This window comes from Lysobacter sp. Soil_C_15 (genome assembly GCF_057657315.1).
Map to the genome: position 1 here is coordinate 133,944 of NZ_JBDGIR010000010.1, position 14,764 is coordinate 148,707.

Genomic DNA, 14,764 nt, shown 5'->3' on the forward strand with positions numbered 1-14,764 from the left:
CCGCCGCGGGCCGGCGTCCTGCCCAGCGCAATGAACGAAACCCTCGTCAATCCGGCTCCGCCGCGCCCGCGCAAGCCGCGCCAGCCGCTGTCCTGGCGCTACCGCGGCGCGGTCGCCGCGCGCGCGTTCGCGGCGATCGTGATCGGCTATTTCTTCGCCTATGCCTGCACCGCTTTTTTCAGCGTGGCCTTGCCGTTGCCGCGGGTCGATCGGGTGGTCGCCGCCAGCCTGCTGAGTTTCTTGGTCTGGTGCGGCGTGGCGATGTACGCCTTCGCCGCGCGCAGCGCCTGGCGCGCGTGCTGGGCGCCGGCGCTGGCCACGGCCTTGTTGTTCTGGGCGGCCAAGCTGTGCGGCGCGGCCGCCCTGTTCCCCGGCTCCGCCGTGCCGCCGACCTGAGGCCGAGGCGATGAAAAACAGTTTCTCCCAGGCCATGGCCTGGCTGCACACCTGGGCCGGACTGCTGATCGGCTGGCTGCTGTTCGTGATCTTCGTCGGCGGCACCATCGCCTGCTTCGACAAGGAGCTGACCTACTGGATGCAGCCTTCGCTGCACGGCCAGGAACGCGCGGCCGCCGCGCCGGCGCCCAGCCTGCAAAGCGCGGTCGAGCAACTGCAGAAGATCGCCAAGCCGCATCCGCACGCCTACTACGTGACCCTGCCCGGCGAGCGCAGCAAGACCCTGGACGCCGGGGTGTACTACGACGCCGGCGATCCGGACCTGATCAGCCTGGATCCGGCCACCGGCAAGAAAGTGCCGGAGACCGCCGGCGGCGAGTTCTTCTTCACCTTGCACTTCAACCTGCATTCGCCGACCTGGGGCATGTACATCGTCGGCCTGGCCGGCATGTTCATGCTGATCGCGATCCTGACCGGCATCGTGATCCACAAGCGCATCTTCAAGGACTTCTTCACCTTCCGGCCCCAGGCCGGCGGCCAGCGCGCCTGGCTCGACGGGCACAACCTCACCGGCGTGCTCGGCCTGCCGTTCCACCTGATGATCGCCTACACCGGCGTGGCGATCTTCGTCGCCAACTACATGCCGGCCGGCTTGTTCACCGCCTACGACGGCAATGCCGAGAAGTTCTATGCCGAAGCCGCCGACAGCTACGAGCGCGCCGAAACCGGCAAGCCGCTGACCGCGATCTATCCGATCGACCGCCTGCTCGAGGACGCGCGCCGGCGCCTGGGCCAGCCGCTGACCTGGGTCAGCGTGCACCACCCCGACGACACCAGCGCCACCATCTCCTTCGGCGGCGACCACAGCCGCGACGTGGCCTGGAATTTCGACCAGGTGTTCTACGACGCCAACGACGGCAAGCTGTTGCACGAAACCGGCGCGTTCGGGCCCGGCTACAAGACCTACACCTTCCTCGGCGGCATGCACATGGCGCAGTGGGGCGGCAGCGCGTTGCGCTGGCTGTACTTCGTCATGGGCCTGGCCGGCTGCGTGATGATCGCCAGCGGCATGCAGGTGTGGGTCAACAAGCGGGCGAAGAAGATCGCCGAGGCCGGCCGCCTGTCGGGCTACGGCCTGGTGCAGGCGCTGAACCTGGGCGTGGTCGGCGGCCTGCCGCTGGCGAGCGCGGCGATGGTGATCGCCAACCGGTTGATCCCGGCCGATGCGGTCGCACGTTCGAGCGCGGAGATCGCCGTGTTCTGCGCGGTGTGGATCGCGGCGACGCTGTACGCGGCGGTGCCGGCGGTGCACAAGCGCGGCTGGAGCCAGTTCTTCGCCCTCAACGCCGCCGCTTTCGCCCTGGTGCCGTTGGTCAATCTGGCCACCGCGCCGAACAGCCATCTGTTCGCCACGATCGCGCGCGGCGAGTGGGCCCTGGCCGCGGTCGACCTGACCGCGTTGGCGCTGGCCGCGAGCTTCGCCCTGCTGGCGCGGCACGGCTGGATCAAGGCGCGCCGGCCGACGCCGGCGCCGTCGCGGCGCGAACGCGCCGCCGAGCCGGCGCTGGCGGATCGCTGAGGAGGCGCGCGCATGCTGTGGTTGGGACTGAGTCTGGGCGTGGCGGCGTGGTGCTTGTTGAGCCTGGGGCTGGAAAAGCACCACCGCCAGGTGTCGACGGCCGCGTTCGTGCCCGCGCGCGGCCGCGTCCTGCGCGCCGCCGGTTGGGCGCTGCTGGCGCTGATGTTCGCCGTGCTGGTCTACGAGCGCGGCTGGGCCCAGGGCCCGATCTTCTGGTTCGCGGCGATGATCGTGTCGGCGCTGGCTTGGACCTTGCTGATGACGCTGGCGCCGAAGGCGAGCGTGAAGGTCGCGGCGACGGCGCTGTTGAGCGCGTTCGTGGCGATGCCGTTCTGGGCGGTGTGAGCCGGGCGGCTTTGCCGTAGCCGCAGCGGCGCGGTCGCGGCTTGCGCCCGCTCCTGCAAGGGGAAACGTTGTGGCCGAAGCTTGCGTAGCAGCGGCGCAAGCCGCGACCGCGGCAACCCGACGGCGAACCCCGGCCTGCGCTGCGGAAACGAAAACGCCCGGCGCGAGCCGGGCGTTTTGCGTCGAAGCGGGGGGCGGGACTCAGCCCGCCGCCGACTGCGCCGGCGCCGCCGCCAGTTGCGGCCAGCGCTTGAGTACGCTGGCGCGGATCGACGCGGCGTCCAGGCCGGCTTCGGCGAGCAGTTGCTCGCGGCTGGCGTGGTGCTGGAACTCGTCCGGCAGGCCCAGGTGCAGCACCGGCAGGACGACGCCTTCGGCGGACAGCAGCTCGGCCACGCCGCTGCCGGCGCCGCCGGCGACGACGTTGTCTTCCAGGGTGACGAAGCCGTCGTGGGTCTTGGCCAGCTCCAGGATCAGCTCGCGGTCCAGCGGTTTGACGAAGCGCATGTTGACCACGGTCAGGCCGAGTTCGGCGGCGGCCTGCTCGGCCGCCGGCACGATCGCGCCGAAGGCGAGCAGGGCGACGCGCGAGCCCTGGCGGCGCAACTGCGCCTTGCCGATCGGCAGCACGTCCAGGTCCGGCTGCACCGCGACGCCGGGGCCGGTGCCGCGCGGATAGCGCACCGCGGCCGGGCCTTCGTAGCGGTGTCCGGTGCTGAGCATCTTGCGGCACTCGTCCTCGTCGGCCGGAGCCATCACCACCATGTTCGGCACGCAACGCAGATAGGACAGGTCCAGGTTGCCGGCGTGGGTGGCGCCGTCGGGGCCGACCACGCCGCCGCGGTCGATCGCGAACAGCACGTCGAGGTTCTGGATGGCGACGTCGTGCACCAGTTGGTCGTAGCCGCGCTGCAGGAAGGTCGAGTAGATCGCGACCACCGGCTTGGCGCCTTCGCAGGCCATGCCCGCGGCCAGGGTCACGGCATGCTGCTCGGCGATGGCGACGTCGAAGTAGCGCTGCGGGTATTCCTTGCTGAAACGCACCAGGCCCGAGCCTTCGCGCATCGCCGGGGTGATGCCGAGCAGGCGTTCGTCGGCGGCGGCCATGTCGCACAGCCACTCGCCGAACACGTCGGTGTAGGTCGGCTTCTTGGCGCCGGCCTTGGCGACCAGGCCCTTCTCCGGATCGAACGGGCCGACCGCGTGATAGCCGATCTGGTCGCCTTCGGCGAGTTCGTAGCCCTTGCCCTTGGTGGTGAGGATGTGCAGCAACTGCGGGCCCTTGAGGCCCTTCAGCGTCTTCATCGCGTGCAGCAACGCGGGCAGGTCGTGGCCGTCGATCGGGCCGGTGTAGTGGAAGCCGACTTCCTCGAAGAAGGTCGAGGGCACGAACATGCCCTTCCAGTGCTCTTCCCAGCGGCGCACGAACTTCGCCGCCGGCTTGCGCTTGTCGCCGAGCAGCTTCTTGCCGCCTTCGCGGATCGCGTTGAGGGTGCGGCTGCTGGTCAGGCGGCCGAGCATCTTGGTGACGCCGCCGACGTTCTCGGAGATCGACATCTGGTTGTCGTTGAGGATCACCAGCACGTTCGGCTCCGGATCCAAGCCGCCGGCGTGCGCCAGCGCTTCGAACGCCATGCCGGCGGTCATCGCGCCGTCGCCGATCACCGCCACGACCTTGCGCTCGTCGCCGAGCCGCTCGAGCGCGATCGCCATGCCGAGCGCGGCGGAGATCGAAGTCGAGCTGTGGCCGACGCCGAAGGTGTCGTACTCGGACTCGTCGCGCTTCGGGAACGGCGCGACGCCGTCCTTCTGCTTGACCGTATGGATGCTGTCGCGGCGACCGGTGAGGATCTTGTGCGGATAGCTTTGGTGACCGACGTCCCAAACCAGGCGGTCGCGCGGCGTTTCGTACAGCCAGTGCAGGGCGACGGTGAGTTCGATCACGCCGAGGCCGGCGCCGAAATGGCCGCCGACCAAGGCGACCTGTTCGATCAGGTAGCCGCGCAGTTCCTGCGCGATGGCCGGCAATTCCTCTTCGGGAAAGCGGCGCAGATCGGCGGGAACCTGGATGCGGGAAAGACGCGGGTAGCGCTGCGAATCGATCATTACGACCATCTGACGTTCAGCTAGTCGGTCATTGTCCCGCCCCAGTGTGAGGCGAGCAAGAAGCGCGCAGCCTCGCATTCAGGCGGAACCGCCCGAATACGTTCGAATCGTCGCGATTTGGTATTGCGGGCGACGCCGACGCGGGGCCTGCGACCCCGCGCCGCAGCGGTTCAGCGGCCGCGCAGGCGGCCGAACAGGCCGCCGGACTTGGCCGGCTCGACCGGTGCCGGGTCGCCCTCGGCCTCGGCGAAACCGGTGGCGAGGTTGGCGTTGATGAAATCGGCGACTTCGGCTTCGCTGACGCCGCTGGCTTCGGCGATCTCGGCCAGGTGCCCGGGCGCTTTCATCATCACCGTGGCGATGCGGAAATGCTTGGGGTATTCGCGCTCGGTCTGCGGCCACTTGGTCATGCGATAGCGGCGCTGCGGATCGTAGCCCGGCGCGAGGCGGCCGCGGCCGGCGAGCAGGTTGCCGAACCAGACCAGCCGGGTCAGCGGCATCGCCGCGCCGGCCTGCGCCGCGGCAGCCTGCCACTGCGCCGCCGGCAGCAGTTCGAAATCGCCCGCGGCGAAGCCGCGTTCGAACAGCCCGGCGAGCGGTTTCAGCGCCGCCGGCCCGTGGTACTTGCGTTCGTCGGCGTCGAGCAGCAGCGCTTCGCCGTCGTGGTTCAGCCGCACCAGGCCGCGCAGGCGACCCGGCATCAGCCAGTCGAGCAGGCCGTCGCCGCTGACGGTGATGCTGGGCATCGCGGGCACGGCCGCGGCGGCAACGGCCCCCGGGGCAGCGACCTCCGCCGCTGCGGTCTCGGCAGCCGGCGCCGCGATCGGAGCGGCTGCTGGCGCGGCCGGCGCGACCGCGGGCGCGGCGATCGGGGCGGCTGCGGCGGGCGCAGCCGCCGCAGGCGCGCTGGGCGTCGGTGCTGCCGGCGGCGGCGCCGCCGGCGCCTGCGCGGCGCGGATCTGGGCGCGGTCGGCTTCGAGCAGTTCGACCACGGCGTCGGGCAGGGAGGCGGTCGGGTCGGTGCGCGGCTGCGGCGGAATCTCGACCGGGGCCGGAGTCGGGGTCGGGGTCGGAAGGGCCTGGCCGGACTGCAGCGCGATCTCGCCGAGCAACAGCTTCACCGAATCGGTGTTGACCGGATGCGACAGCAGGAAGTCGGCCTGGGTGCGTTGCGCGGCGGTCAGCGCGATCACCGACTTGCCCGAGGCGTGCAGGCGCAGCCAGCTCATCGGGCCGTACATGCTGTCCATGTCGACCACGACGAAATCGGCCTGTTGCTCGGGCACCAGCGACCAATGGCCGCCCAGTTGGGCGTTGGCGACCTTGAACGCGGTCTGCAGCGCAGACTCCGTCGCCGGGTCCATTCCGGTCAGGCCGAGGGTCAAAGGCATGGTCGCTTCCGCATCAGAATCAAGCGAGAAGTGTTGCGGACTGCACGAGTCACCGTCAACGCGACGTGATGCGTCGATATGCAGCATTTTGGGGCAGAAACACGGGGTTCATGCTTCGATATTGCGACTTTCGTCACGAAGTCCGCCACGCAGCGGTCGGCTCGGCTTTCGATCGCGACGGCGAAAGCGGATAGACGCGTGCGCGGGCGCGCTCGAACGCGCTCCCATTCGTCGGTCGAGGCTGGGGGGCGTGGTGTCGGGGGAAGGACGAGGCGGGGCAAGAGCTAAGACAAGAGCAAATCCCCCTGGCCCCCCTTTTTCAAAGGGGGGGAGCAACGGCAATGGCTGGGGCTGGGCGAAGGACGAACCGCAAGCGTCGGCGTGGCGCACGAGAGCGCTCGCGCCGCCTGCGCCAGCGCTTTGCGCGCGCTCGTTTCAGTTGGCCAGATGCGACCGCTTCGGCAGCTGGTTTTTCAGGAACGCCATCTGGTCGGCGAGGATGTTGCGGTTGGACAGGATCAGGTGCTCGACCCAGCTCGGCCGGTACGGCACCGCGAGCAGCGGCATCCCGGCCTGCTGCGGGGTGCGGTTGCCCTTGCGCGAATTGCAGCCGAAGCAGGCGGCGACCACGTTCTCCCACAGATCGCGGCCGCCCTTGGACACCGGCACGACATGGTCGCGGGTCAGGTGCGGGCGGTGGAAGTCGTGGCCGCAGTACATGCACAGGTAGCCGTCGCGGGCGAACAGTGCGGCGTTGGTCAGCGCCGGCGTCGGGTCCAGCGCGCCGGGGCGGGCATGGCCGCGCGCGGCGACGATCGGGTGCAAGGCCAGCACGCTGCGCTCGCCGGTCAGGCGGTTGATGCCGCCGTGCACTTCCAGGCAGGGATCGCCGAGGGTCCAGGCGACGGCGCCGCGGGCGTAGAGGCAACTGGCGGTCTGCCAGTTCATCCAGTCCAGCACCCGGCCGTGCGCATCCAGCGACAACAGTCGCACCGAGCTCAGGCGTTCGAGGGCGTTGCGCGGGACGGCGCGGGGGCCGGGCCACGGCGAGTATTGGTCGGCGACACCGGATGCATCCGGCTCACGCTGCAGCATGTCAGCGTGGGTTCCGGTTCGGACCAGGCGGATCTTCGCTCTATCGGTCTCCATCGGGAAACCAGCTTATACCCGTTTGATGACGAATTTGGTAGCGGCGCGCGAAATCGCGCGCCGCCGACCGCTCGCGACCGCCCGAGCGCCGGCGGTCGGATCGTCGCCGCCGGCACCGGCGCGCAGTGCGCGACCGGTGCCGAGGGCAGGACGGGAGGGTTCAGGCGTCGAACGCGTCGGCGTCGAGCGCGGTCAGGGTCTCGACGCCGGCGCCGATGGTCGCGGCATGGCTTTCGCAACGCGGCAGCAGGCGGGCGAAGTAGAAGCGCGCGGTTTCGCGCTTGCCGGCCTTGAAGCGCTCGGACTGCGCCGAGGCTTCGCTGGCGGCGACGCTGCGCGCCCACCAGTAGGCCAGCGACACGTAGCCGGAGTACATCAGGTAGTCGTAGGCGGCGGCGCCGACTTCGTCCGGATTGGCCATCGCGCGCTTGCCGATCGACATCGTCAGCTGCTGCCATTGCGCCGCCTTGGCGCGCAGCGGAGCGACGAACTCGGCCACCGCGGCATTGCCTTCGTGCTCGGCGCAGAAGCGCTCGATCCGCTCCAGCATCAGCTTCAGGCCCGCGCCCTGCAGCTGCATGACCTTGCGGCCGAGCAGGTCCAGCGCCTGGATGCCGGTGGTGCCTTCGTACAAGGTGGTGATGCGCGCGTCGCGGGCGAGCTGCTCCATGCCGTGCTCGGCGATGTAGCCGTGGCCGCCGAAGCACTGCAGCGCGTGGTAGGTGCATTCCACGCCCCACTCGGTCAGGCAGGCCTTGACGATCGGGGTCATGAAGCCGATCAGCGCGTCGGCCTCGGCGCGCTCCTTCTCGTCGCCGCTGGCGTGGGCGATGTCGACCAGCAGGGCGGCGTCGTAGCCCATCACCCGGCCGCCTTCGACCAGGGCCTTGCAGGTCAGCAGCATGCGCCGCACATCGGGGTGGACGATGATCGGGTCGGCGGCCAGCTCGGGGTGCTTGGCCCCGGACAGCGCGCGCATCTGCAGGCGCTCGCGCGAATAGCGCAGCGCGTTCTGCAGCGCGCGGTCGGACAGGCCCAGGCCTTGCAGGCCGACCGCGAGGCGGGCGGTGTTCATCATGGTGAACATCGCCATCAGGCCCTTGTGCGGCTGGCCGATCAGATAGCCCTGGGCACCGTCGAAGTTCATCACGCAGGTGGCCGAGGCGTGGATGCCCATCTTGTGCTCGAGGCTGCCGCAGCGCACCGCGTTGGCCTCGCCCGTGGCGCCGTCGCGCGCGACCTTGACCTTGGGCACGATGAACAAGGAAATGCCCTTGCTGCCGGCCGGCGCGTCCGGCAGGCGCGCCAGCACCAGGTGGACGATGTTGTCGGTGAAATCGTGCTCGCCGGCGGTGATGAAGATCTTGGTGCCGGTGATCGCGTAGCTGCCGTCGGCCTGCGGCTCGGCGCGGGTCTTGAGCAGGCCCAGGTCGGTGCCGCAATGCGGCTCGGTCAGGCACATGGTGCCGGTCCAGCGGCCTTCGACCAGCGGCTTGAGGAACACCTCCTGCTGCCACTCTTCGCCATGGTGCAGCAGCGCCTCGGTGGCGCCGTGCGAGAGCAGCGGGAAGTTGCCCCAGGCCAGGTTGGCTGCGTCGATCATTTCCTTCAGCGGCACGCCGGCCGCATGCGGCAGGCCCTGGCCGCCGAAGCGGGTGTCGGCGGTGAGGCCGGCCCAGCCGCCCTCGACGTACTGGGCGTAAGCCTGCTTGAAGCCCGGCGGGGTGGTCACCGCGCCGCTGGCCTTGTCGTGGCTGCAGCCGATCTGGTCGCCGACGCTGTTGAGCGGGGCGAGTACGGTTTCGGTGAAACGCGCGCCTTCATCGAGCACGGCATCGAGCACGTCGCGGCTGGCGTCGGCGTAACCCAGGCGCTGGAACGCGGCTTCGGCGCCGAGCACGTCGAACAGGGCGAAACGCATGTCGGCGAGGGGGGCTTTGTAGGTGCTCATAGGTCGGGAATGGGAAGTAGGGAATGGGCAATGGGAAAGCAGGAGCGGCCAGGCGGATGGGAAACGCAGCGGGCGTCGGCTTCAACCGATTCCCGATTCCCCATTCCCGGCTCTCAGCGCATCACGCCGGGCAAACCCGGCGCAGGGCTCAGCGCGCTGCTGCGTTCGATGGCGAAGGTGCGTTGCTTGGCTTCGTCGGGAGTGGCCACGACGTCGCCCTTGAGGCTGTAGTTGAGGCTGCGGCCGCCGGCGAGGGCGTCGGCGACGGCGATCTTGGCGGTGCCGGACGGAGTCAGCTCGACCTTGACCACATCGGCCGATTCCGGGCCGATCGACAGCGCGGGCTGGGCCTGCAACTGGCCGGCGCTGTCTTCGCCGAGCTTGAGCTGCAGATCGAAGCGGTCGAAGCGCATCGGGATGCTGCTGAAGTTCTCCAGCCGCACCTCGACCGTCCAGCCGCCGTTGGCGCGCACGGTCAGCTGCTGGATGCGCGCGGCGGGCTCGGAGACGCGGCGTACCGGTCCGGTGGAGCAACTGGCCAGCAAAGCGGCGGCCAGGGTCAGGCCGATCGCCGGGCCGATCGTTCGCATCCAGGGCCGTGCTTTCATTCCGCCGCTCCACAGGGTTGGGACCGCGAGGATACTACGGCGAATGGTGGGCCCGTCAGGGGCGCGGCGGGCGGCGCCCGCGCGGACAGGCTCGGCTCGGACCGGGCCGCCCGGAGCGGCGCGGCAGGCAGGGCAAAGAAACCGCTCGGCCGGCCGCGGGCCGGTTGCGGCAAGACGGCAAGGCCGCTTCGACGCAACCCGAGCCGGGGCGGGAAGGCGCCGATCGCATGGCGTTTGCAGGAGCGTCGGCGGAGCGGCTGGGTGGCGTCGGGCGAATGCCCGCTGGTCAGCGCGGCGTGGCGTGCGCAGGGCGAAGCCGAGCGGCGAGGGGGGCGGATCGCACCGGCGGGACGGTTGCCGGAGCGGTGCGCGCATAGCTTGGGAGCTGAAGGACGGAGTCGGGCTCGAGCGCGGCGTCGTCGAGTACGGGCACCGCGACGGACACCGGCGCGTCGGGGCCGGTGCGGGATGCGGAGAAGGATGCGGAGCCCGGCGAAACGGCGGGCATCGGCGCAGAAGAAGGCGCCACCGTCTGCGCCAGATACGCCAGCGCGGAGACGGTGGCCAGCACCAGGAGGTAGCGCGGCAGCGCGCGGAGCGAATCCTGCATCCACGTCGCCGCCCTCATGCGCGGACCCCGCACGTCCTGTGCGGCGTCGGCCGGCCGGCCGTCCTGGCCATCGGCGCGAAATCCGTTTCGCCGTGCATGTACGCTTCCTCGGCACTTGCAATGAAGTCACCCCGGCTCCGCTGGCTCACCTGCTCGAGGGTGACGGCCTTTTTCCTTTGCAGAGCGGCATCCGTGTCATCGCATCGACCGTGCTGCCGGGGCCTGGATAGATTGCCGCGGCGGCCAGGGCGAAACAGTCGGCCGAAGGCGCAGCCGGCTGTAGGATTTTTCTGACCCCCGATCACGTTTCGCGTCACGACCCGGTCGCATCGCATGCGGCGCGCCGATGCGCGGCGATCGCGCGCATCGTCCGTGCGGCGGCTATGCGGACGCGGCTGGCCGCGTCCGCGACGCGATCACTGGCCGGCGTCGTCGCGCGGCACGGTGCCGGCGCTGCGCATTTCCTGTTGCGCCTGTTTGATCGCCTTGACGTCCAGCGGCAGGATGCGGCCGATGAAGCAGGGCATCTTGATCGACTGCGTGCCGAGCGCGGTGACCTTGTCGAAGCGCGCATGCACGCGCCCCATCTGGTTGCTGACGCTGATCGCCGAAGCGAACTCCAGGTCGCTGCAGGGTCCGCGCAGTTCCAGCAAGTAGGCCTGGTTGGGGCGCGTCCACACCGCCAGCGCGCTGTCGCCCAGCGGCGTCCAACCGTTGAGGTCGCCGAAGTACTGGAAGCTGTCGACCGGCGCGCCGGCGTGGGCGCGGTACAGCGCCAGGCGCTGGGCGTCGTCGAGCCTCGGGGTGGAGGCGCAGCCGGCCAGCGCCACGGCGGCGAGCACGGCGGTGAGCAAGGCTTTCATGAGCGTTCCTCGACGGCGCGGGCCGTCCTTGCGGGCCTGCGCGCATGATGCGCCCGCCCGCAGCGCGGCAGTGCGAACCGGCGCCGATATCGTTCAGCGCACAGGAGGCTTGCCAGATCCGATTTGCGTCCGTATTATGCCGCCTCTCTCGCGGGTCGCCGCGAACGGCCGGGTAGCTCAGTTGGTAGAGCAGGGGATTGAAAATCCCCGTGTCGGGGGTTCGATTCCCTCCCCGGCCACCATTTACGAAAACCAAGGGCTCGACCGCGAGGTCGGGCCCTTGGTTTTTTCGCGCGCGGCGATTTCTTCGCCGCCGTGGGTCGGCGCGATCCGGGCGTAGGAGAAATCCGACCCCGCGGTGCGGCGCCGGCCGACTGCGCCGGGCCCGGCGCTGGGGCAGCCTGGACAGGCTGGCAGCGTGCGTCCCTCCCCAGTTACGCGCACGCCACGGGTTTTCAGGGACCGAAGGCCCGCCAGCATCTTTGCCGAGCTTGCCGTTTGGCCGCTCGCCGGCCGGGCGAATGCGCAACACTGTGATTCTGCGGATTGGCGCAAAGAAGTGTGCCCGGGCCGGCCTATGCTCGGCGCATCCTCAAAGGAGTGCAGGCCCATGACCCGAACGATCGCATCGCTGCTGCTGTTCGTCCTCAGCTCGGCCGCGATGGCGCAGACCGTCGCCTTCGGCAACAAAGTGATCGTGGTCGGCGACAGCGTCGGCCGCCTGGAACAAGTGGCGGGCAAGCCGGCCAAGATCGTGCCGATCCAGAACAAGTTCGGCGCCAACGTCGCCGAGCGCTACGAGTACTACGTCGGCACCAAGACCGTGCTGGTCACCGTCCGCGACGGACGGGTGATCGACGTGATGGAACTGTTCTAAGCCGGCGCAACGCCCGCCGCCGACAGCGGCGGCGGGCCACGGTGTCCAAGCCCGTCGCCCGCGTTGCGCTTTTCCCAATCCCAATCCCCATTCCGATCCCAGATCCCCGGCCCCGCGCAACGCACCAGGTTGCGCCTACTGCACCGTGCAGGTCATCTGGACGGTCACCGTGGCGCCGTTGGCGAGCGCGCCGAGGGCGACGCCGCTTTCCAGTTGCGCCAGAGTCAGTCCGGCCGGGCAGGCCGCACCGGTGCAGCTCGGCGGCGTTGTGCAGCCCAGGCCTTGGCGGCCGGCCGCCGGGTCGCGCAGGATCGCGCCGGTCACCGCGTCCGGGCCGTTGTTGGTGACGACGATGGTGTAGGTCGTCGTCGCGCCGCGGGAGACGGTGCTGACGCCATTGGTCTTGCTGATCGTCAGGTCGGCCAGCGGTGCGCGGGTATTGCTGAAGGTGCAGGTCAGATCGTCGCCGGCGGCCGCGGTGAGGTTGAAGCTGGCGCCGTTGCCGTTCGGCGCCTGGCCGCCGGCCAGGGCGTTGCTGCAGCTGTAGGTGCTGGTGTAGTTGGCGAGGTTGGCGCCGGCCGCGCCGGCTTCGGACAGGGAGTAGACCGCGCCGACGCTGCCGTTGAGCAGGGCTTCGCCGCTCGCGGTGCTGCCGCTGCCGGTGGTGGTGGCGTTCGCCGGGCCGCCGGTGCCGGCGATGCTCAGGGCGAACTGGTCGGCGGCGACGAACCGCCCCAGCGGCAACGCCTTGCGCAGGCGCAGGATCGGTTGCTTCTGGAACACCAGGGGGCCGCTGGCGGTGTCGTTGGCGGTGTTGAAATCGTTGTTGGTCGGATCGGCGTCGCCGTCGGGCAGGCTGCGGCCGAGCGCGGCATTGGCGGTGTAGGTGCCGCTGAGGGTCGGCGAGTTGACCGTGACCGGAATGGTGAAGCTGACCGCGCCGCCGTTGCCGCCGGGCGCGGCCGAGCCGGCCAGTGGAGTCGGATTCAGCGCGCAGGTGACCACGGTATTGCCGCCGCTGGCGACGCAGTTGGCCGGCAGGGTGCCGGCGGTCCAGCCGGCCGGCAGAGTCGCGACCACGCTGAAGCCGTCGTCGCCGTCGGTGGCGCCGGGGCCGACGTTGGTCGCGGTCAGGACGATGTTCTGCAGCTGGCCGTAGTTGCTGTAGACCGGCGACGGCGTGCTCAGCGTGACGGCGATGTCGGGCAGGCCGGTGACGGCGAGCGTGCACGAAGCGTCTTGTTCGTTGCTCAGGGCGGTGCCGGTGAGGCAGTTGCCTGAAGTGACGAAGGTATTGGCGGCGATGCCGGCGGGACGCTGGCTGATCGCGGCGCGGTAGTTGCTGCCGGGCAGCACGTAGATTTCGCTCGCGGTCTGCACGGTCGAGGTGTTGGCCGCGACGCTGGCGTGCGGGGTGCGTCCGGCGCCGGTGGTGCCGGCGCCGTTGTCGAGCAGGGTGCTGCCCTGGGTCAGGTTGACCTGCCAGCCCGAGCCGCCGAGGGTCTTGTTCCAGGCGAAATCGGCGAAGCTCAGGATCGCCGAATGGCGCGCCTGCAGCAGGGTGCCGCAATAGACGTTGATGCCGTCGTAGCCTTCGCCGCCGGCCTGCATGAACAAGCCCGAGACCAGGGTGGTGGAGGTGTTGGAGCAGAACGGCCCGCGCGAGACGTGGGCCGGTTGCCCGGACATGGTTTCGCGTACGCCGACCTCGATGCTGGTCGAAGCGCCGGTGGTCATCCGCACCCAGGAGTTCGCGTCCAGGGTCAGCGGCCGGCAGACCAGGTTCAGCGACGAGGACCACGGCGGGTACTGGCCGTTGGACCATTCGCGGTCCCAGCCGCCGAACTGATGCACCAGTTGGTTGGACGGGCAGTAGTTGGTGACCTCGGTGCCGGGCTGGGCGTAGCTGACGGACAGGACGTCCGGGCTGCCGTTGGCGTTGCGGTTGACCACGGCGACCGTGCTGCCGTCGGTGGTGATGCCGCCGCAGTACAGGCCGACCCGGTTGGTCATGCCGCGGGTCGAGGCGAGCCCCGAGCTCATCGACTTGTCGCGATGGTAGGCGCCGCGGACGATGGTGCCGGCCGGGCATTGCAGCGCCCCGGAGCCGGGATCGCCTTTGTTGGTGCCGATGGTGCCGGTGGGCGAGGCGCCGGCCTGTACGCCGATGCCGGCCTGGGCATGGAGCGGGCGGGGAGCGCTGGCGAGCAGGGCGACGAGGCAGAAAGCGGGGACGAGGTATTTGGCCGTCATGAAGTCCGGGTTCCATCCGACGAAAGCGGGGGAGCCGCCAAGCAGGGCAGCGAAAGCGTCGATTGGATCGAGCAAAAAATGTGCCATACATCACGTTTTTCCGAGAGTGTGCCTGGGTGGGCATTCCGGCCTAGGCCGGTCCGCCCCGGGTCGGCGCCGAAACTGACAAAAAAAGTCAGCTTTGGGTCTAAAGGCGGCGCATGCGCGCCTCTGCGGCAGGCCGGAATCGCCGGGCGCCCGGTCGGGGCGGGGTGGGGTTTGCCGCGATGGGGCAAGCGCTGGCCTCAGGCGGCGTCTGCGCGGCCGATTTGACAGCCGCGGCGCAGGCGCACTACGGTGCGGGTCCCCGTACGCCGTCGACCGGCGGGACCAGAGGGACACCATGTCCGAGAGTGTAGCCACCCGCTAAATCCCTTCGCTTCGCGAAGGTGGGTTGACGCGCCGAACCGTTCGCCATTCGTGTCTTGCGAATGCGCGCTGTCGCGTCCGTTCCGGCTACTACCGACAGGCTCCCATGCTCTTACTGCCTTGGCGGCGACGCGCGCGACGCGCGGCGCTGCGCCGTTCCCGCGACCGCCGCACTCGGCCGGCGCCGATCACGCCGTGGTCGGCGCTCGCGTTGCCGATGCCGCGACG

11 protein-coding genes, 1 tRNA gene and 1 pseudogene are annotated in these 14,764 nt (G+C 69.9%); 5 read left to right on the forward strand and 8 right to left on the reverse strand.

From position 1 onward, the window contains the following. Window positions 1-30 precede the first annotated feature (30 nt). From AC3A57_RS20060 to AC3A57_RS20070, 3 genes are read left to right on the forward strand one after another with little or no spacing between them, the layout of a single operon-like run. On the forward strand, window positions 31-396 hold the full coding sequence (locus tag AC3A57_RS20060; RefSeq protein ID WP_487580516.1) for a hypothetical protein: 366 nt from the start codon (window positions 31-33) through the stop codon (window positions 394-396). Between the two features lie 10 nt (window positions 397-406). Then, the gene (locus AC3A57_RS20065) at window positions 407-1,975 is read left to right on the forward strand and encodes a PepSY-associated TM helix domain-containing protein (protein WP_487580517.1); all 1,569 of its coding nucleotides are present in this window, start codon (window positions 407-409) and stop codon (window positions 1,973-1,975) included. A 12-nt stretch (window positions 1,976-1,987) separates the two neighbouring features. Further along, window positions 1,988-2,320 (forward strand): DUF3325 domain-containing protein, encoded by a 333-nt coding sequence (locus AC3A57_RS20070; protein ID WP_487580518.1) that lies wholly within the window; start codon window positions 1,988-1,990, stop codon window positions 2,318-2,320. Window positions 2,321-2,521: 201 nt separating this feature from the next. Here the strand turns inward: AC3A57_RS20070 and dxs are convergent, their stop codons facing one another. The 7 genes and pseudogenes from dxs to AC3A57_RS20105 form a co-directional block, all read right to left on the reverse strand. After that, the gene (dxs, locus tag AC3A57_RS20075; RefSeq protein WP_487580560.1) at window positions 2,522-4,426 is read right to left on the reverse strand and encodes a 1-deoxy-D-xylulose-5-phosphate synthase; all 1,905 of its coding nucleotides are present in this window, start codon (window positions 4,424-4,426) and stop codon (window positions 2,522-2,524) included. A 170-nt stretch (window positions 4,427-4,596) separates the two neighbouring features. Then, window positions 4,597-5,817 (reverse strand): hypothetical protein, encoded by a 1,221-nt coding sequence (locus AC3A57_RS20080; RefSeq protein ID WP_487580519.1) that lies wholly within the window; start codon window positions 5,815-5,817, stop codon window positions 4,597-4,599. Between the two features lie 435 nt (window positions 5,818-6,252). Beyond that, a pseudogene (locus AC3A57_RS20085) lies at window positions 6,253-6,813 on the reverse strand (HNH endonuclease); the annotation flags it as partial. A gap of 313 nt (window positions 6,814-7,126) precedes the next feature. Beyond that, entirely contained in the window at window positions 7,127-8,917 is a 1,791-nt protein-coding gene (locus AC3A57_RS20090; protein WP_487580520.1) for an acyl-CoA dehydrogenase C-terminal domain-containing protein, read from the reverse strand. A gap of 113 nt (window positions 8,918-9,030) precedes the next feature. Then, complete coding sequence (locus AC3A57_RS20095; RefSeq protein WP_487580561.1) at window positions 9,031-9,507, reverse strand: LEA/WHy family protein; 477 nt, start codon at window positions 9,505-9,507, stop codon at window positions 9,031-9,033. Between the two features lie 304 nt (window positions 9,508-9,811). Further along, window positions 9,812-10,135, reverse strand: coding sequence for a hypothetical protein (locus AC3A57_RS20100; protein ID WP_487580521.1), 324 nt, complete (start codon window positions 10,133-10,135; stop codon window positions 9,812-9,814). A 416-nt stretch (window positions 10,136-10,551) separates the two neighbouring features. Continuing rightward, window positions 10,552-10,998, reverse strand: a complete 447-nt coding sequence (locus AC3A57_RS20105) for a DUF6491 family protein (protein ID WP_221673375.1) — start codon at window positions 10,996-10,998, stop codon at window positions 10,552-10,554. 166 nt (window positions 10,999-11,164) lie between these two features. Between AC3A57_RS20105 and AC3A57_RS20110 the strand changes: the two genes are divergently transcribed. Next, a tRNA-Phe gene (locus AC3A57_RS20110) sits at window positions 11,165-11,240 on the forward strand. 368 nt (window positions 11,241-11,608) lie between these two features. Next, window positions 11,609-11,875 (forward strand): DUF2845 domain-containing protein, encoded by a 267-nt coding sequence (locus tag AC3A57_RS20115; protein ID WP_221673374.1) that lies wholly within the window; start codon window positions 11,609-11,611, stop codon window positions 11,873-11,875. Between the two features lie 135 nt (window positions 11,876-12,010). Here AC3A57_RS20115 and AC3A57_RS20120 read toward each other — a convergent pair whose 3' ends face one another. Continuing rightward, on the reverse strand, window positions 12,011-14,128 hold the full coding sequence (locus AC3A57_RS20120; RefSeq protein WP_487580522.1) for a prealbumin-like fold domain-containing protein: 2,118 nt from the start codon (window positions 14,126-14,128) through the stop codon (window positions 12,011-12,013). Window positions 14,129-14,764 lie beyond the last annotated feature (636 nt).